Source organism: Salinicoccus sediminis, from assembly GCF_000986795.1.
Classification (GTDB): Bacteria; Bacillota; Bacilli; order Staphylococcales; family Salinicoccaceae; genus Salinicoccus; species Salinicoccus sediminis.
The window spans coordinates 61,590-78,740 of record NZ_LAYZ01000002.1 but is presented as its reverse complement, the minus strand read 5'-3'; the positions used below and the strand labels follow the sequence as shown (position 1 = coordinate 78,740).

General features: G+C 49.7%; 23 protein-coding genes and 1 other annotated feature. Of the genes, 1 reads left to right on the top strand and 22 read right to left on the bottom strand.

Annotated elements, in window-relative coordinates:
• Window positions 1–218: 218 nt before the first annotated feature.
• The 19 genes from WN59_RS04225 to radA all read right to left on the bottom strand — a co-directional run bounded on the left by WN59_RS04225 (window position 219) and on the right by radA (window position 14,018).
• Window positions 219–824, bottom strand: coding sequence for a class I SAM-dependent methyltransferase (locus WN59_RS04225; RefSeq protein ID WP_046513144.1), 606 nt, complete (start codon window positions 822–824; stop codon window positions 219–221).
• A gap of 94 nt (window positions 825–918) precedes the next feature.
• Entirely contained in the window at window positions 919–1,287 is a 369-nt protein-coding gene (gene rplL, locus WN59_RS04220) for a 50S ribosomal protein L7/L12 (protein ID WP_156172387.1), read from the bottom strand.
• Window positions 1,288–1,320: 33 nt separating this feature from the next.
• Complete coding sequence (rplJ, locus tag WN59_RS04215) at window positions 1,321–1,821, bottom strand: 50S ribosomal protein L10 (RefSeq protein ID WP_046513137.1); 501 nt, start codon at window positions 1,819–1,821, stop codon at window positions 1,321–1,323.
• A gap of 29 nt (window positions 1,822–1,850) precedes the next feature.
• Window positions 1,851–1,996, bottom strand: a sequence feature (ribosomal protein L10 leader region).
• 41 nt (window positions 1,997–2,037) lie between these two features.
• A complete protein-coding gene (rplA, locus tag WN59_RS04210) occupies window positions 2,038–2,739 on the bottom strand; it encodes a 50S ribosomal protein L1 (RefSeq protein WP_046513134.1) in 702 nt (233 codons plus the stop codon).
• Window positions 2,740–2,816: 77 nt separating this feature from the next.
• Window positions 2,817–3,242, bottom strand: a complete 426-nt coding sequence (gene rplK / locus WN59_RS04205) for a 50S ribosomal protein L11 (protein ID WP_017549976.1) — start codon at window positions 3,240–3,242, stop codon at window positions 2,817–2,819.
• Between the two features lie 141 nt (window positions 3,243–3,383).
• On the bottom strand, window positions 3,384–3,923 hold the full coding sequence (nusG, locus tag WN59_RS04200) for a transcription termination/antitermination protein NusG (protein WP_046513131.1): 540 nt from the start codon (window positions 3,921–3,923) through the stop codon (window positions 3,384–3,386).
• Between the two features lie 19 nt (window positions 3,924–3,942).
• Window positions 3,943–4,119, bottom strand: a complete 177-nt coding sequence (gene secE, locus WN59_RS04195) for a preprotein translocase subunit SecE (protein ID WP_017549978.1) — start codon at window positions 4,117–4,119, stop codon at window positions 3,943–3,945.
• Window positions 4,120–4,136: 17 nt separating this feature from the next.
• Entirely contained in the window at window positions 4,137–4,274 is a 138-nt protein-coding gene (rpmG, locus tag WN59_RS13490; RefSeq protein WP_082099149.1) for a 50S ribosomal protein L33, read from the bottom strand.
• A gap of 37 nt (window positions 4,275–4,311) precedes the next feature.
• Window positions 4,312–4,950 (bottom strand): sigma-70 family RNA polymerase sigma factor, encoded by a 639-nt coding sequence (locus WN59_RS04190; RefSeq protein WP_046513124.1) that lies wholly within the window; start codon window positions 4,948–4,950, stop codon window positions 4,312–4,314.
• 62 nt (window positions 4,951–5,012) lie between these two features.
• Entirely contained in the window at window positions 5,013–5,540 is a 528-nt protein-coding gene (locus tag WN59_RS04185) for an NYN domain-containing protein (protein ID WP_046513121.1), read from the bottom strand.
• A gap of 2 nt (window positions 5,541–5,542) precedes the next feature.
• Window positions 5,543–6,283 (bottom strand): 23S rRNA (guanosine(2251)-2'-O)-methyltransferase RlmB, encoded by a 741-nt coding sequence (gene rlmB / locus WN59_RS04180; RefSeq protein ID WP_046513118.1) that lies wholly within the window; start codon window positions 6,281–6,283, stop codon window positions 5,543–5,545.
• A complete protein-coding gene (locus WN59_RS04175; RefSeq protein WP_046513114.1) occupies window positions 6,276–6,680 on the bottom strand; it encodes a Mini-ribonuclease 3 in 405 nt (134 codons plus the stop codon). The genes rlmB and WN59_RS04175 overlap by 8 nt, the downstream gene beginning before the upstream one ends.
• On the bottom strand, window positions 6,673–8,067 hold the full coding sequence (cysS, locus tag WN59_RS04170; RefSeq protein ID WP_046513110.1) for a cysteine--tRNA ligase: 1,395 nt from the start codon (window positions 8,065–8,067) through the stop codon (window positions 6,673–6,675). The genes WN59_RS04175 and cysS overlap by 8 nt, the downstream gene beginning before the upstream one ends.
• Window positions 8,051–8,707, bottom strand: a complete 657-nt coding sequence (cysE, locus tag WN59_RS04165; RefSeq protein ID WP_046514295.1) for a serine O-acetyltransferase — start codon at window positions 8,705–8,707, stop codon at window positions 8,051–8,053. The genes cysS and cysE overlap by 17 nt, the downstream gene beginning before the upstream one ends.
• Before the next feature lie 276 nt (window positions 8,708–8,983).
• Window positions 8,984–10,438 (bottom strand): glutamate--tRNA ligase, encoded by a 1,455-nt coding sequence (gene gltX / locus WN59_RS04155; protein ID WP_269430682.1) that lies wholly within the window; start codon window positions 10,436–10,438, stop codon window positions 8,984–8,986.
• Window positions 10,435–10,920 (bottom strand): 2-C-methyl-D-erythritol 2,4-cyclodiphosphate synthase, encoded by a 486-nt coding sequence (gene ispF / locus WN59_RS04150; protein ID WP_046513097.1) that lies wholly within the window; start codon window positions 10,918–10,920, stop codon window positions 10,435–10,437. Before ispF ends, gltX begins: the two co-directional genes overlap by 4 nt.
• Window positions 10,913–11,599: a 2-C-methyl-D-erythritol 4-phosphate cytidylyltransferase gene (gene ispD / locus WN59_RS04145; protein WP_046513093.1), complete on the bottom strand. Its 687-nt coding sequence runs from the start codon at window positions 11,597–11,599 to the stop codon at window positions 10,913–10,915. Before ispD ends, ispF begins: the two co-directional genes overlap by 8 nt.
• Window positions 11,600–11,601: 2 nt before the next feature.
• A complete protein-coding gene (locus WN59_RS04140; RefSeq protein WP_046513091.1) occupies window positions 11,602–12,654 on the bottom strand; it encodes a PIN/TRAM domain-containing protein in 1,053 nt (350 codons plus the stop codon).
• Window positions 12,655–12,677: 23 nt separating this feature from the next.
• Window positions 12,678–14,018, bottom strand: a complete 1,341-nt coding sequence (radA, locus tag WN59_RS04135; RefSeq protein ID WP_408005394.1) for a DNA repair protein RadA — start codon at window positions 14,016–14,018, stop codon at window positions 12,678–12,680.
• Between the two features lie 246 nt (window positions 14,019–14,264).
• On the opposite strand from radA, the gene WN59_RS04130 reads away from it, so the two are divergent.
• Window positions 14,265–14,846, top strand: coding sequence for a protein-L-isoaspartate(D-aspartate) O-methyltransferase (locus WN59_RS04130; protein ID WP_082099146.1), 582 nt, complete (start codon window positions 14,265–14,267; stop codon window positions 14,844–14,846).
• Window positions 14,847–14,930: 84 nt separating this feature from the next.
• On the opposite strand, the gene WN59_RS04125 is transcribed toward WN59_RS04130, so the two are convergent.
• The 3 genes from WN59_RS04125 to WN59_RS04115 are packed head-to-tail and all read right to left on the bottom strand — an operon-like array spanning window position 14,931 to window position 17,081.
• Window positions 14,931–15,218 (bottom strand): PTS sugar transporter subunit IIB, encoded by a 288-nt coding sequence (locus WN59_RS04125; RefSeq protein WP_046513085.1) that lies wholly within the window; start codon window positions 15,216–15,218, stop codon window positions 14,931–14,933.
• Between the two features lie 21 nt (window positions 15,219–15,239).
• Window positions 15,240–16,568 (bottom strand): PTS galactitol transporter subunit IIC, encoded by a 1,329-nt coding sequence (locus WN59_RS04120; RefSeq protein WP_269430681.1) that lies wholly within the window; start codon window positions 16,566–16,568, stop codon window positions 15,240–15,242.
• Between the two features lie 51 nt (window positions 16,569–16,619).
• Window positions 16,620–17,081: a PTS sugar transporter subunit IIA gene (locus WN59_RS04115; protein ID WP_046513078.1), complete on the bottom strand. Its 462-nt coding sequence runs from the start codon at window positions 17,079–17,081 to the stop codon at window positions 16,620–16,622.
• Window positions 17,082–17,151: the final 70 nt, after the last annotated feature.

Here is a 17,151-nt window from a genome sequence, read left to right as displayed (position 1 = left end):
CCCCTATTAAAAATTACGTAAAACATTCACCGAAGCAGTTAAACAGCCAATAAGACAAAAAGAAAACGGAATCGCTTCACAACCCCATTTCCTATTTATATTGATCGACTATATTTAATACGCTCCTATCAATAACGCACAAAAGTGCATACTTATTGACATTATATTTTTACATTCTATAACTATATCACAGTACATTTGTCAAGTCAAATTTATAATCAGTGATTCTTGACACCTTTCAGCACATGATAACCCTTTTCGTTGTGTATGGACTCAGCATCGCCGAAGGATGCTTCAATCGCCTTCTTATATGACGGCATGCCCTGTTTTTTCTGAACCACCATATAGAATACTCCCCCCGGAGAGAGTTTTTCCGACGCATCATCAATGATATCCATCACTATCTTTTTCCCCGCACGGAATGGCGGGTTCGTCACATACAGGCCGACATTTGAAAAAGCATCATCCGCGTCGTACTCGGCACGTGTCAGAACTTCAGCCTGGACATCGTTGATGTCGGCATTCCTGCTGCAGAGCCTGACCGCATCCTCATTCACCTCCACCATGACAGGTTTCAAGCCAAGAGCATCCCCGGCTATAATGCCGATCGGCCCGTAGCCTGCACCCATATCAATGAAGTGTGCATTTTCCGGCCCGTTGAAGTCAGAGATCACGGCTTCGATCAGCACCCTCGACCCAAAATCGATACGCTCACGCGAAAACACCCCGCGGTCGGTGGTGAAACGGTATGTTCTGCCGGCATGCCCATATTCTATTTCCCTGAAATCATGTTCGGTGTCATCATTTGTAAAATAATGCGCCATTCAATCACTCCCAAAAAGTCATCAATGTCCAAGCAATTAAAAAAGGCCCATTTAAACATGATGTTTAAGATGAGCCTTCGGGTTTACACAAAAATTATTTAAGTTCGATGCTGGCGCCAACTTCTTCAAGTTGAGCTTTGAGTTCTTCAGCTTCTTCTTTAGAAGCGCCTTCTTTGACGACTTTAGGAGCACCGTCAACGAGTTCTTTAGCGTCTTTCAGGCCGAGACCAGTTGCTTCACGCACAACTTTGATGACTTTGATCTTGGAAGATCCGGCATCAGTAAGTTCTACGTCGAATTCAGTCTGCTCTTCAGCTGCCGCTTCACCAGCACCAGCACCTGCTGCTGCTACTGGAGCTGCTGCAGTTACGCCAAATTCTTCTTCAATTGCTTTAACGAGATCGTTAAGTTCCAGAACGGACATTTCTTTAATCGCTTCAATGATTTGTTCGTTAGTCATTATAATTCCTCCATCAATAGTGTTTTAGTTTGGATATTAAGCTTCTTCGTTCTCTTTCTGTTCGCCGACAGCTTTAACTGCATAAGCGAAGTTGCGGACAGGAGCCTGAAGTACGGACAGCAGCATGGAAACAAGGCCGTCTTTGTTCGGCAGTGTCGCGATCGCTTTGACATCTTCAGCCGGTGTGAATGTACCTTCGATGATGCCGGCTTTGATTTCGAGCGCTTCGTGGTCTTTTGCGAATTCGTTGATGATCTTCGCCGGCGAAATCACATCTTCGTTGGAAAATGCAAGCGCGTTTGGACCAGTGAGGAATTCGTTGATTTCCGTCAGTTCAGCTTTTTCAGCTGCACGGCGGGTCATCGTGTTTTTGTAAACCTTGAATTCAACACCTGCGTCACGAAGCTGTTTACGAAGTTCTGTCATTTCAGACACTGAAAGACCGCGGTAGTCAACAAGTACTGTTGATACAGAGTTCTTGAGCTGTTCAGAAATGGCATCGACATGCTGTGATTTAGCTTCAATTACGTTTGACATAGTTACACCTCCATAATTTTTGTGTATCCGGTGCATTAAAAAAAGCACCTTTTACCCACGGCAAAAAGTGCTTGAATATTTAAAGATAAGATTCAAGTCGTTTTCATTGCCTCGGCAGGATGATGTTTTAAGCACTGTGTACTCCTACTGTCTTAGGTAATCATTTAAAATACAACTGCAACTATACACAATCAGGCTGCAGTTGTCAATATACAATTACTTGGTTTCTTCAATAGCGTTCAAGTCAACTTTGATTCCAGGTCCCATAGTTGAAGACACTGCAACAGACTTGAAGTAAGTACCTTTTGCAGATGCAGGTTTCGCTTTTTGAAGCGCATCGTAGATCGTCTGGAAGTTATCTTGAAGTTTCTCTCCGTCGAAGGAAACTTTACCGATAGCTGCATGGACGATACCGGATTTCTCGGCACGGTACTCAACCTTACCGGCTTTGATCTCTTCTACAGCTTTAGTTACATCCATGGTCACAGTGCCGGTTTTAGGGTTCGGCATAAGGCCTTTCGGTCCGAGCACGCGTCCCAGTTTACCAACTTCGCCCATCATGTCAGGTGTTGCCACGATGACATCGAAGTCGAACCATCCACCGTTGATCTTATCGATGTATTCTTTTTCCCCTACATAATCTGCTCCTGCAGCTTCTGCTTCTTTAGCTTTATCGCCTTTGGCGAATACCAATACACGCTGTGACTTGCCAGTACCGTGCGGCAGCACGATTGCTCCGCGGATCTGCTGGTCATTTTTACGTGTATCAATACCGAGACGGAATGCTACTTCTACAGAAGCGTCGAAGTTAACAGTGCTTGTCTCTTTAGCAAGTTTTACCGCTTCTTCTACTGAATATGCAGAAGTCTGGTCGAACTTTTCAAGAGCTGCCTGATACTTTTTACTTCTCTTAGCCATTACTATTCCTCCTTGTGGTTATAGCGGGTTATCCTCCCACGTTTGTATTAATACTCATTCATTAAAGTTTGTTTTAATTACTTTTCTACAGAGAAGCCCATGCTTCTTGCTGTACCTTCGACCATGCGCATAGCCGCTTCCACGCTTGCAGCGTTAAGGTCTTCCATTTTTGTTTCAGCAATTTCACGTACCTGTGCTTCAGTTACAGTTGCCACCTTGTTTTTGTTAGGTTCGCCTGAACCTTTTTCAACACTTGCCGCTTTCTTAAGCAGAACAGCAGCCGGCGGAGTTTTTGTAATGAAAGTGAAAGAACGGTCCTCAAATACGGAAATTTCAACCGGAATGATGAGACCAGCCTGTTCCTGTGTACGCGCATTGAATTCTTTACAGAATCCCATGATGTTTACACCAGCCTGACCCAGCGCCGGGCCTACCGGTGGTGCCGGATTCGCCTTACCTGCAGGAATCTGCAATTTCACAACGTTGATTACTTTTTTAGCCACGATGTGCACCTCCTCGTTATCGTGATGTGGTCATAGGATGTTATAGTTTTCATCCTCCCACTCGCATCCATAAAAAAGATGGCCGAATAAAATTCGACCATAATAATATACCATCTTCATGTATGAATTACAAGTGACTTATTACAATTTTTCGATCTGGTCGAATTCAACTTCAACCGGCGTCTCACGGCCGAACATTTCAACCAGTACGGTAAGCTTGTAGCGTTCTTCATCGATATGGCTGATTTCACCCGCCTGATTTTTGAATGGACCGTCGACAATGCTCACGGATTCGCCGACTTCCACTTCGAAATCGACTGTGCGCTCGACCATGCCCATGGATTTGAGGATGAACTTCGCCTCTTCCGGCAGAAGTGGGTTCGGCTTGCTCCCCGCCCCCTGGGACCCGACAAAACCTGTGACCCCCGGCGTATTCCTCACCACATACCATGACTCATCGGTCATGACGAGTTCGACCAGGACATAGCCCGGGAAGGTTTTCTTCATCGCGGTTTTACGCTTGCCGTCTTTGACAGTCGTCTCTTCCTCTTCCGGAATGACCACCCTGAAGATCTGGTCCTGCATATTCATGGACTCGACGCGCGCCTCGAGATTTTTTCTTACTTTGTTTTCATATCCGGAATAAGTATGGACAGCATACCAATTCTTTTCTCCTGACATAGCAGTATCTCTCCTTTTATTACATTAAGTCTATGATAGCGGAGATACCCAGGTCCAGCGCGTAGAAGAACGCCAGAAAGAATATCACTGTGAGCATGACGACCGTAGTATAACGTACCGTCTCCTGACCTGTCGGCCAGCTTACTTTTTTCATTTCGCTAACGACATTCTGTAGGAAATTCTTATTATTAGCCATTCTGTTTCCTCCTGTGATCAGATGGAACTCTTATGAGTCGTATGCCGGTTGCATGTTTTGCAGTATTTCTTTATAACGAGCCGTTCGTTATGCTCAGTTTGTGTCGTATAGTTACGCGACCCGCATTCAGTGCACAATAGTGCCACTTTCATCATAAAATCCTCATTTCAATTCTAATTTACTATAACGATTTCAGGCCATGTTGTCAAATGACTCTTCGGGCGCAGGATCAAGGTCCAGCTGTTCTTTTTTACGTCTGACACGGTACAGGCTGTTCGATACCGTCCGCCTGTCCACCTTCAGACGCTCAGCTATATTATCCATGCTCCAGCCGCTTCTGAAGAGCCTGAGTATCCGCTGTTCGAACGGTGAACAGACGCTCTTCTCACCGAGAAGGTAACCGATCTGCTCTTCTTTGACCAGATGCTCCGCCGGGTCCTCCATGCGCCTGTCGCGAGACTCCCCCACATCGAAGTTGGCAATCCGTCCGCGGAGGACATGCTCCCCGCTTTTTGCGGAGTGGTATTCCTTGATGCGCTTATACATTTCAAAGCGTATGGAGCGCATTACATAATGCCGGAAGTGTCCGCTGTCATGTTCATACCGGTAGCACAGACGGAGGGCATACTCCATCATATCCTGCTCGACATCTTCCCTTTCATTATAGGCGTTCGTGTATTTGAAGCTCATGTGTATGATTCTCGGGCGAAGATATCTGTCGATTGCATCGAATGCTTCCATATCACCGTCGTAGACTTGAAGGGCAAGGCGGTCCAGCTCATCGTCCATGCTTTCTTTTATAATGAAATGAAAGTCCGTAATCCGGTACAAAACAACCCCTCCTATACTGTATTAAACAAATGATAAGAGGGATCGCCTTTTAATTCAATATGTCAGAAACGGCCGCGCCGCCATTTTTCAAGTTTTGCGTGGATATCCTCGCCGATATCTATTTTCTGTCTGGGCATTTTTTCATTAATCGCATCCACTTTCCTGCTGATATTCTTTTCCGCCTCCGACAGTGAAATCCACATTTCACGCGAAGAGATCCTGTAGGCGCCGAGGGCGAATATAGCATTCTGTTCCGTGAGATCGCTCGTGACAACGCTGATTTCGCAAAGATGCGGATGGTAGTTGTCATGGACAAACCGCTCTATATACTCATCGGCCGTCTCCTTTTCCCTCGTATATATTACAGTGACCCCGTGAAAATCATATATGCTCTCTTTAGACTTTACTTCGTAGGCATCAAATACACAGATGATTTCGTAGCTTACGACCGACTGGTATTCACTCAGTGCAGCCAGCACCTTTTCCCTGGGGACGATCATTGAGTGAAGAGATTCGCGGTGAAGCTCGCTGTTCGCCCCGATCAGGTTGTAGCCGTCCACAACGAGCAGCCGCCGCTTTTTCCGCTTCATGGCTATTCGCTTCCGGCGGGGTTCTGCTTGCGGTACACTTCATACATCAGAAGTGCTGCGGAGACCGATGCATTCAGACTGGTAATATGCCCCACCATTGGAATCCTGACGATGAAATCGCATTTTTCCAGCGTCTTTTTACTGATTCCCCTGCCTTCACTGCCGATGACCAGGGCGGTGTTCACATCGGCGGCAAACTCACGGAAATCCATCTTCCCTCTGCCGTCACTGCCGGCAATCCAGAATCCCTTTTCCTTCAGTGTATCTATCGTCTGGTTGATATTCGTCACCCTGACTACGGGCACGTGTTCAATCGCACCGGTCGAAGTCTTGGCGACTGTATCCGTCAGCTGTACCGATCTGCGGTTCGGGATGATCACACCATCAAAACCGGTGGCGTCACACGTCCTGAGAATCGACCCCAGATTATGCGGATCCTCGAGCCCGTCCAGGATGATCAGGTTCGCCCGCCTGCCTTCAATATTGCCGAGAAGCGTTTCAAGCAGCATGTATTCATGAGCGCTTGCCAGGGCGACCACGCCCTGGTGGCGCTCCTCCGTCAGCCCGTCAATCTTGTTCTTCGGTACCGCCTGGACGACAATCTTACGTTTTTTGGCAGCGTCCAGTATTTCCCGGATCTGTCCTTTGTTGATTGAATCCTGTATCATCACTTTGTTGATGTCTGCGCCGCTCTGGAGCGCCTCCTTGACAGCGTGGCGTCCGGCGATTACGGAATCACTCATCGTCATCCCTCCCTCTTTCTATGATTTCCTCCATCAGGATCCCTATGCGCTCCTGTGCTCCGTGAAGTTCGAGCCAGCCGACCAGCGCCTCTATCCCCGATGCATTCCGGTATTCTTTGATCGTGGCATTTTTGGCACGGGTCGCGCTGGATTTGTTCCGCGCGCGTTTGGCCACATCCCATTCGTCAGCCGTCAGTACACCTGAGTTTTTCAGGTGAAGCAGCGCCTCCGACTGCGCACGCGCACTGACAAGTAGATTCGCCTCCCTGTGCAGCTGGTCCGGTTTCAGATACGGCTTTTCCTTTATCAGGGACGTGCGGATGTACACGGCATACACCGCATCCCCCAAAAAGGCGAGCGACAGGGACGGGACGTCCTCAAGGGTGAACCTAGCCACGTTTGAAACGCACTCCTTCCCTGGTGTCTTCGAGCACGATGCCCTCTGCCTTCAAAGAATCGCGGATTTCATCCGCGCGCGCAAAGTCCCGGTTTGCCCGTGCGGCATCGCGCTCTTCGATCAGCGCCTCGATTTCCTCATCCAGCAGTATCTCTTCACGCACGAGCTTCACTCCGAGCACTTCGCTGAATACATCAAATGCTTCTATGAACGCTTCCAGCACTTCCTTGTCCGTCGTGCTGCCGCGCATATATTTGTTGAGTTCCGTGGCAAGTTCATGCCACACGGTGATTGCATTCGCCGTGTTGAAATCATCGTCCATGTGACGCTCAAATGAGGCGATCTTCTCCTCTACTACACTCAGATAGATTCCGCCGTCTCCACTGCCGACGGATGTTTCAAGGCGCTCCTTCGCCTGCGCGTAACTTGACTGGATGCGCTCGAGCCCTGCTGCCGCCGCTTCGACAAGCTCACGGTTGTAGTTGATCGGGTTGCGGTAATGCACGCTGATCATGAAGAACCTGAGCACATTCGGATCGATTTCCCTGATGATGTCGTGCACAAGGATGAAGTTCCCGAGTGATTTGGACATCTTTTCATTATCAATGTTGATGTAGCCGTTATGCATCCAGTAGTTCGAAAATGTCGCATCCGTCATGCACTCACTCTGGGCAATTTCATTTTCATGGTGCGGGAAAGTCAGGTCCTGGCCGCCCGCATGGATGTCGATTGTGTCACCAAGATGGTGGCGGGCCATGACACTGCACTCGATGTGCCAGCCCGGGCGTCCTTCACCCCAGGGCGAGCCCCACTTAATCTCACCTTCCTTGGCCTGTTTCCACAGGACGAAATCGAGCGGATCCTCCTTCTTCTCGCCGGATTCGATACGTGCCCCGACTTTGAGGTCGTCCACCGACTGGTGGGACAGCTTGCCGTATTCATCGAATGAGCGCGTTTTGAAATAGACATCCCCTTCCGACTCATATGCATGCCCCTTGTCGACGAGCACCTTGATGAATTCGATGATGTCATCCATATGATCCATCACCCGCGGGTGTTCAGTCGCCTGTTTCACATTAAGCGCACCCGTATCTTCGAAAAATGCATCGATGAAACGGTCTGCAATGGCGGGGACCTCCTCCTTAAGTTCCATCGAAGCCCGGATCAGCTTGTCGTCCACGTCAGTGAAATTGGAGACGTAGTTCACATCGTATCCCTTATGCTCCAGATACCGCCGCACCGTATCAAATGCGATGGCCGGCCGCGCATTGCCGATGTGGATATAGTTATAGACCGTCGGACCACACACATACATTTTCACTTTGCCGTCCTCGATCGGCCTGAAGTCTTCCTTACGCCTTGTTAAAGAGTTATATATGCGAACCATTCTCTACCTCGTTTCTGACTTCACTTCTAAAGTCCTTGATTTCATCTTCCAGCCCCAGGATCATATCCAGTATAGGATCGGGGAGATCGGTCTGGTTGAGATCCCGTGCATTCTTCACTTTTTCCCCGGCCTGTTTGACTACATGCCCCGGTATGCCGACGACCGTCGAATCCTGCGGCACATCATAGAGCACTACGGAGTTCGCCCCCACTTTCGAGTTCTCGTGGATTCTGATGTTGCCGAGCACTTTCGCGCCCGCGGCGATAAGCACGTTATCGTCCACATCAGGATGCCTTTTCTTTTCTTCTTTACCCGTACCGCCGAGCGTTACTCCCTGGTATATCGTCACGTTATTGCCGATCCGGCATGTTTCACCGATCACCGTACCCATGCCGTGGTCTATGAAAAGCCTCCTGCCGACCTGGGCCCCGGGATGAATTTCAATGCCCGTGACAAACCGGCTCACCTGTGAAATGATACGCGCGCTCGTCGTAAAGTTTTTCCTGTAGAGCCGATGAGCCAGCAGATGCGACCACACTGCATGAAGGCCGGAATACGTAAAGAATACTTCAAGACGGTTTTTTGCCGCCGGATCCAACTCAAGCACCATGTCGATATCTTCCTTAATTCTCCGAAACACCATTCATCCCTCCTGTATTGATACCGCATATAAAAAGCCCCTGTCCCGATGATGGGACAGAGGCGCAATCTGCACGGTTCCACTCTGTTTGCAGACTGAAAAGACAATCCGCACTTTAAAATTATGAAATTGCATACAGGGTGCAATTCTGATCAGCGGCCGGTCATCCTCCCAGCTCCCGGATGATCTCTGATTTCCGCCGCCGACCATACTCATGGTCCCCATATCGTCTTAATCATAAGGCATAAGCCCCGCGCTTGCAAGGTGTTTGCCCGCCTATTTCAGTTTTGCGATGCGCGCCATCACTTTCTCTTTGCCAAGCAGCGAGATCGTATCCGGAAGCTCAGGCCCTCTTGTCTGACCGGTTACCGCCACGCGGATCGGCATGAAGAGTTTCTTGCCCTTGTAGCCTGTCGACTTCTGGACATCCTTGATTGCAGCCTTAATTGCTTCGGGCGAGAAGTCCTCAAGTTCACTGAAACGGGCATGCAGTGCTGTCATCAGTTCCGGTATATGCTCATCAGAAATCACTGCATTGGCATCTTCGTCAAACTCGATGTCCTCCTTGAAGAACTGTTCGGAGAGCGTCGTGATCTCCCCGGCAAAACTCATCTGCTCCTGATAGAGGGCGACCAGTTTACGCGCCCAGTCCAGCTCCTCATCCGAAGCATTCTCCGCAACGAGCCCCTCCTGGACGAGGTGCGGCAGCGCCATCTCGAACACAGTTTCCGTATCCTTTTCCTTCATGTACTGGTTATTGATCCATGTCAGCTTCTGCTTGTCGAAAAACGCCGGAGATTTGGACAGGCGCTTTTCGTCGAACAGCTCGATGAATTCCTTCTTGGAGAAGATTTCCTCCTCCCCTTCAGGTGTCCAGCCAAGCAGCGCAATGAAATTGAACAGTGCTTCCGGAAGGTAGCCGAGATCTTTGTACTGCTCGATGAACTGGATGATTGAACCGTCACGCTTGGACAGTTTCTTCTTATCCTCATTGACGATGAGCGTCATGTGTCCGAACTTCGGCTCCTTCCAGCCAAATGCCTCATAGACCATCTGCTGCTTCGGTGTATTGGAAATATGATCATCGCCGCGGAGGACATGGGAAATCTCCATGGAATGATCGTCCACGACAACGGCGAAGTTGTATGTCGGCACGCCGTCCTTCTTCACAATGACCCAGTCGCCGATGCCGTTCGATTCAAACGACACATCGCCTTTGACAATATCGTCGAATGTGTAGGTCTTGTCCCGGGGCACGCGGAGCCTGATGCTCGGCTGCCTGCCTTCTGCGATCAGCGCCTCTTCCTCTTCCTTGCTCAGATTGGCATGCTGTCCGCCGTAACGCGGCATCTCACCGCGGGCGATCTGCGCTTCACGCTCCGTTTCCAGCTCTTCGGACGTCATATAGCAGCGGTATGCCTTGTTTTCATCCAGCAGCTGCTGGACGAGCGGGTCGTAGATGTGTCCGCGTTCAGACTGGCGGTACGGTCCGTAGCCCCCGTCCCGGTCGACACTTTCATCCCATTCGAGACCGAGCCACTTCAGATAGTGCAGCTGCGACTCTTCGCCGGTCTCCACGTTCCTTGCCTTGTCGGTGTCCTCGATGCGGATGATGAAATCCCCGCCGTAGTGACGCGCGAACAGGTAGTTGAACAGCGCGGATCTTGCATTGCCGATGTGCAGATATCCAGTGGGGCTGGGTGCATATCTTACTCTGACTTTATCCATTATGATTCCTCCATTTTTTCAAGTAGGACCACCGCTTCGCTTGCGATGCCCTCTCCTCTGCCGGTAAATCCGAGTTTTTCTGTAGTCGTCGCCTTAATGTTAACATTGCCGGCGTCCGTCTTCAAAAGGGCGGCGGACACTTCACGCATGTCGTCTATATGAGGTCTGAACTTCGGTTTTTCCGCCATGATCACAGCATCGATGTTACCGACCCTGTAGCCTTTTTCCTCCATCATATCCACGACTTCCGCAAGCAGCACTTTGGAATCCATATCCTTGTACGCTTCATCAGTGTCGGGGAAGAACTTGCCGATATCACCGAGTGCGAGTGCCCCGAGTATCGCGTCCGCCATCGTATGCAGCAGGACATCCGCATCCGAATGCCCCCTCAGGCCCATGTCGTGCGGAATTTCAATGCCGCCGATGATGAGCGGCCTGCCCGGCTCGAAAGCATGGACGTCAAAACCGTGCCCGATTCTAAACATGATGATCCACCATTCTTTTTATGATTGCTTCCGCCATGATCAGATCCTCCATGGTAGTGATTTTTATATTGTCGTAATTCGATGTGACGACATGGACGTCCTCGCCCAGCGATTCCACCATGCCCGCATCATCCGTCACACTCAGATTATTCTTTTCCGCTTCACTGTAGGCCCTCATGATGAGGTCGTAGCTAAATGCCTGGGGAGTATGCGTCACGAAAAGTTCGTCCCGGGGGACGGTCTCTTTGACTTTGCCGTCTTCAATCCTCTTGATGGTATCCTTCACCTTCACACCGCAGATCACAGCAGACTTATGCTTGACGTTCTCATACAGTTCAAAAAGTATATCCTGTGAGACAAACGGCCGCGCCCCGTCGTGGATGAGCACATACTCGCACTCGGGGATATTTTTCAGAACGTTGAAGATGCTGTGCTGCCGCTCGTTCCCGCCTTCGAACACACCTTTTACTTTGTGCGACGAGGAGAACAGGTCGATCATGCTGTCCATCTCTTCTTTCCTGGCCGCAAGATAGATGGCGTCACAGTTCCTGTCCTTTTCAAATTGTTCAATCGTCATCTGTATGATCGCCATTTCATTGATCTGGATGAAGACTTTATTATAATCATAACCCATCCGCTTGCCGAGGCCCGCGGCTGGTATTACTGCAACATATCCCATATTTAGCTCACTTTCTTTGAAAAGATTATTCTCCCTGAGTTGGTTTGGAGAACACTTGTCACTTCTACTTTTATCGTCTGGTTTATCAATTTCCTGCCGTTTTCTACAACTACCATTGTACCATCTTCGAGGTAGCCGACACCCTGGTTTTCCTCTTTGCCGGCTTTCGAGACGAGAAGATCGAATGTATCCCCCTGGATGACGACCATCTTGATGGCGTCCGAGAGTTCATTGACATTGAGCACTTTGATCTGATGGAGCTGGCAGATCTTGTTGAGATTGTAATCTGTGGTGACAACAGCGCCATTCTCCTCTTTGGCCAGTTCTATCAGCTGGTGGTCCACATCAAGTTTTTCGTAGGCAACCGGCATAATATTAACGCTTTTGCTCAGTTCCTGCAACGCATTGAGCATATCCAGGCCCCTTTTGCCCTTGTCCCGTTTGATCGGGTCCGTCGCATCCGCGATGAGCTGCAGCTCATCGAGCACAAACTGCGGGATGATGAGCTCCCCTTCAACGAATCCTGTTTTCAATACATCCACTATTCTACCATCTATGATTGCGCTGGTATCAAGAAATTTCTTCTGCCCCCGTGCTGCTTCTCCGGCATCTTTCGAGGTGCCGCCTTTCGGAAACAGCTCCAGCACTTCACTGAATTTCTTGAGACCGATCTGGAACCCGAGATAGCCCAGGACGACCGCAAGGACGAACGGGATGATATCACCGAAAATGGGAATGTCCATAGTGTTGATCAACAATGAAATTAAGACAGCAATTAAAAGTCCTATGATCATTCCCAGAGTGGCAAATACGATTTCCGAAAGGTTGCGGTTCATGATCAGTCCCTCGCCCTTCCTTATGAGCGACTCGAATTTCGGCACGGTCCACAGGAACAGCCCGAGGAACAGCAAACCGCCCAGCACGCCGTATACGAGGACGTTGCCGACGATGGCGGGCACCGCCACCGGCAGCGCCTGGGCCAGTTCCGGGAACAGCCAGACCCCGAGCGAAATCCCAATGAGGAAATAAAGAACATATAACAGATATTTCAGCATAGCGGCCTAACCTCCTTGTCTTCTTATTTGACAGCAGCTTTCAGGGCATCTTTCAATGTCCGGGCACCGATGACTTCAATGCCTTCCGGCACCTCGATGCCCTTCATGTTCGAAGCCGGGATGATGGCGCGCCTGAAACCGAGCTTGGCTGCTTCCATGAGCCGCTGGTCGATTTTCGTGACCCGCCTCACTTCTCCCGTCAGGCCGACCTCACCGATGAAACAGTCATCACCGCGTACCGCCGAACCCTTGAAGCTCGAAGCGATGCTCACGATGATGCTCAGATCCACCGCCGGCTCTTCCAGTTTCCCGCCGCCGGCCACTTTGATGTAGGCATCGTGCTGCTGCATGAGCAGCCCTTCACTTTTCTCGAGCACCGCCATGAGGAGCGACAGGCGGTTGTGGTCTATGCCAGTTGCCATCCGTCTCGGATTGTGGAAATGCGTCGGTGTAACGAGCGCCTGCACTTCAACGAGCATCGCACGCGTCCCTTCCATGGTCGCAACGATCGCCGAACCGGGGACGTTTTTGGAACGCTCCTCCAGAAAGATCTCCGACGGGTTCAACACTTCAGTGAGACCCACGTTCTTCATTTCGAACATGCCCATTTCGTTTGTTGAACCGAAGCGGTTTTTGACCGCCCTCAGGATGCGGTAGGTATGATGCTGGTCCCCTTCGAAATAAAGGACCGTATCCACCATGTGCTCAAGCATCCTCGGACCTGCAATCTGACCTTCCTTCGTCACATGGCCGACGATGAATGTAGCGATATTGCCGCTTTTCGCGATGTTCATGAGACTTTGGGTGCATTCACGCACCTGTGAGACACTGCCCGGTGCACTTGTGACATCCGGATGGAAGATGGTTTGGATGGAGTCTATGATGAGGAAATCAGGTTTGGTGTTCTTGATTTCATCGTGGATATGGAAGAGATTCGTTTCGCTGTATACATTCAGATTGTCGCTCGCTTCAAGCAGCCGGTCCGCACGCAGTTTTATCTGCTCGAGTGATTCCTCACCGGAAACATAGAGCACTTCATGTTCTTCCGACAATTTCAGGGCCGTCTGCAGCAGGATCGTCGACTTCCCTATTCCCGGATCCCCGCCGATGAGGATCAGTGAACCATCCACGATGCCGCCGCCGAGCACGCGGTCCAATTCCCCGCTCTGTGTCAGCGTCCTGGGAGTGTGGCTCTTTTTGACACGGTCCAGCTTGCGGCTCCGCTGCCGCTCCTGCTTTTCAGGTTTGCCGAATGTCCCCCTGCCCGTAGTCTCTTTATGGACCAGCTTCTCCTCCATCTGGTTCCATGCGCCGCAGTTCGGACATTTCCCTGCCCATTTCGGAGACTCATATCCGCAGGCCATACATTCGAATACATTTTTCGCTTTAGCCATCAGGCACTATTCCTCCTATTTTATTTTTGTTTATCGTTACTATTGTATTACTATTTAATGTAATTTTAAAGCTTGGACCCCCCTGCACAGGGATAATATTCCCCGCAGCCCGGAAAATTATCAATGAAGTTCAAGAGAATACCCGCATGTTCCTATTCATACCGTATAACCCCTCCATAATCCGGGTATGGGCATAAAAAGGCAGGTGAGCATTCCATGAAATATTCAAAAGATGAAATCACATCATTCTTCCGGAATCTCGACCGGAGCATATATATGGATGAACACAAAGACGACGCAAATATGGACATGCCGTTCTCCATCGGGCACGGCCAGACCATATCCCAGCCGTCACTCGTATTGAACATGACGCTGCACCTGGAGCTTGAGGATGACAGCAAAGTACTGGAAATCGGCACAGGATCCGGCTTCCAGACCGCCCTTCTCGCAAAATTTTCAGAAGACGTCTATACAGTCGAAAGGATCGAGCCGCTCCATCAGCAGGCGAAGGAGAGGCTTCACGCGGAAGGATATACCAATGTCCATTTCCATTTCGGCGACGGCAGCCGCGGGTGGGAAGCACACGCCCCGTATGACAGGATCATGGTCACAGCCGCCGCACCTGAAACCCCCGATACACTCACCCGCCAGCTCGCACCCGGAGGCAGGATGATCATCCCCGTCGGGGACACATTCAGCCAGGAACTCAGGCTGATCGAAAAAGACGAAGCCGGAAATACCAGCAGCACCTTCCTCGAGCACGTCAGGTTCGTCAGGCTGGAGGAAGACGGGGGATGACAGCAGGATATTCACAGTAATATGAAAACCGGCGGATGCATTATGCATCCGCCGGTTTTCGGTATGTTCAACCACCGTATCGGCTCATTGATTGATTTTTCCCTCTATCCTGTCATACATCTCATCTAAACCCATTCCTGTAAGCAGTGGCACACCATCGATCACTTTATCCCGGATGTCATCCGGGACGATAGTCGTGGAAACGATGATATCATAGTCATCGATACGGTTTAACTCATCACTTATCTTCGACTGATGTAGTGTGACTTTATCCTCCAGGCCGTTCTCTTCGAGCCATGTTTTCATTTTCCCCGTCACCACTGTCGAAGTCGCTACACCGGTTCCGCACATTATCAAAAGTTTCTTCGTCATTTTCTTCGCCTCCTTAACAATTTACGATTTCTGTCCCTTTTTCAAGTCACTGACTTTACTCTTATACACTATCAGAACTAAAGTAATCAAAAATACAATTCCGATGCCAATCCAGCCCGCCTGGTCCCCCAGTCCGCCGAACAGGATGGTTGTCCACGCACCTCCGTCACTCAGCACTGTGATTGATGTATTGCCCTCTAGATCAAAGTTGGCTGATTTTGCTGTTTCGGTGATGAACGGCGTTGCCCATGAAGAAATATACAAAGCGCCGGCAAGAAGGATTCCTCCTCCTATGACACTCCTGAAAATATCCCCTCTGAAAACAGGCACCATCAGACAGATGATGAAAGGAATGGTTGCCAGGTCTCCGAGCGGCAGAGTGGTATTTCCCGGAAGAATCACTGCCAGGAGTATAGTGATTGGAACGAGCAGCAGTGAGGCCGACAGCACCGAGGAATGTCCCACCGCCAGCGCGCTGTCCATCCCGATGAACAGTTCTCTGCCGGGAAACTTCTTCTTGACCCAATCCGTCGCCGCCTCAGATATTGGAGAAAGACCTTCCATGAGAAGAGACACCATCCTTGGCAAAAGGAGCATCACTGCACCTGTTGCCACACCAAGCCCCAATGTTTCGCCTACACCATAGCTTGCAAGCAGACCGATTATTATACCTATGAAAAAGCCCAATACTGTATTATCACCAAAAATTCCGAATCTCTTCTGTATCGATTCAGGGCTGAGGTTTAGTTTATTCAACCCGGGGATCCTGTCAAAGACCCAATTCAACGGCAGCGCCAATACAAGCCCTGCCACCGAGAGGCCATGGGGAAAGGACATATTGGCAAGGCCGTAATATTTCTGCACATATTTGGCACTTATATCCCCCAAGTAATAAATCAGCATCGAATGTGTGACCATAGTGAATATCCCCAGCGCAAAATTCCCGGTAATAGCATAGACAATGGAACCTGAGAATGCGATATGCCAGAAGTTCCATATATCAACATTAAGGGTCTTAGTCATACCCGTCACCAGTAATAAAACATTCACTGCTATTCCGACTATGATTGCCATACTCCCCAAAAAGGTGCCATATGCTATGGCGGCAGCAGCCGGCCATCCTACATCTATGGTCTGCATTGACAACCCGTAGTTCTCGACCATCGCTTCAGCTGCAGGGCCAAGATTGTCGGTCAGGAGACCGATCACCAGGTTAAGTCCAATGAAGCCGACACCGATGGTCAGAGCTGCTTTAAACGCTTTTCCAAATTTCACTCCCAGTATCAATCCAAAAACAAGAAAAATTATAGGGAGCATGACACTTGCCCCTAAATCAAGAAACCACTGCATTATCTGTTCAAAAATCTGCACAGCCCTCATCCCCCTTTATCCGAATTGGATTTAGTTTTTCTGCGCTTTAAAATCCTCCAGCACCTTGCTGCACTCATCGATACTCCGTACTGCGGCGAGATTCGAAACAACCTTTTCATCCTGCACCATCTCTATAAGGTTCTGCAGGGTGGTCACCTGTTCGCCGGGCGCATCAACGGCAAGCATGAATACTATTTTCACACCAACCTCCAATTCCGCATTCCCCATACTTGAAAATGGCACCGGTTCTTTTAATGTCGCCAGAGCAATTCCGGGCTCGATTACTTTATCGGTATCAGTATGCGGGATGGCAACAGCGTAGGGAGAAGCGGGGAGACCTGTGGGGAAATTCGCCTCTCGGTCCAGGACGTTCTCTATGAAATCATCCTCGACATATCCCAACTCGTGCAGTCTTGTGCCCATCGATTCCAAAATATCCTCCTTCGTTTGAAAATCGATGCCAATCATCATCAGCTCTTTGTCAATCTGCATTGTCTTTTCCCTCCATTGTAACCTTTTTTAGATGAATGCTGTTCACTTTAAACCGAAAGCTACATTTCTC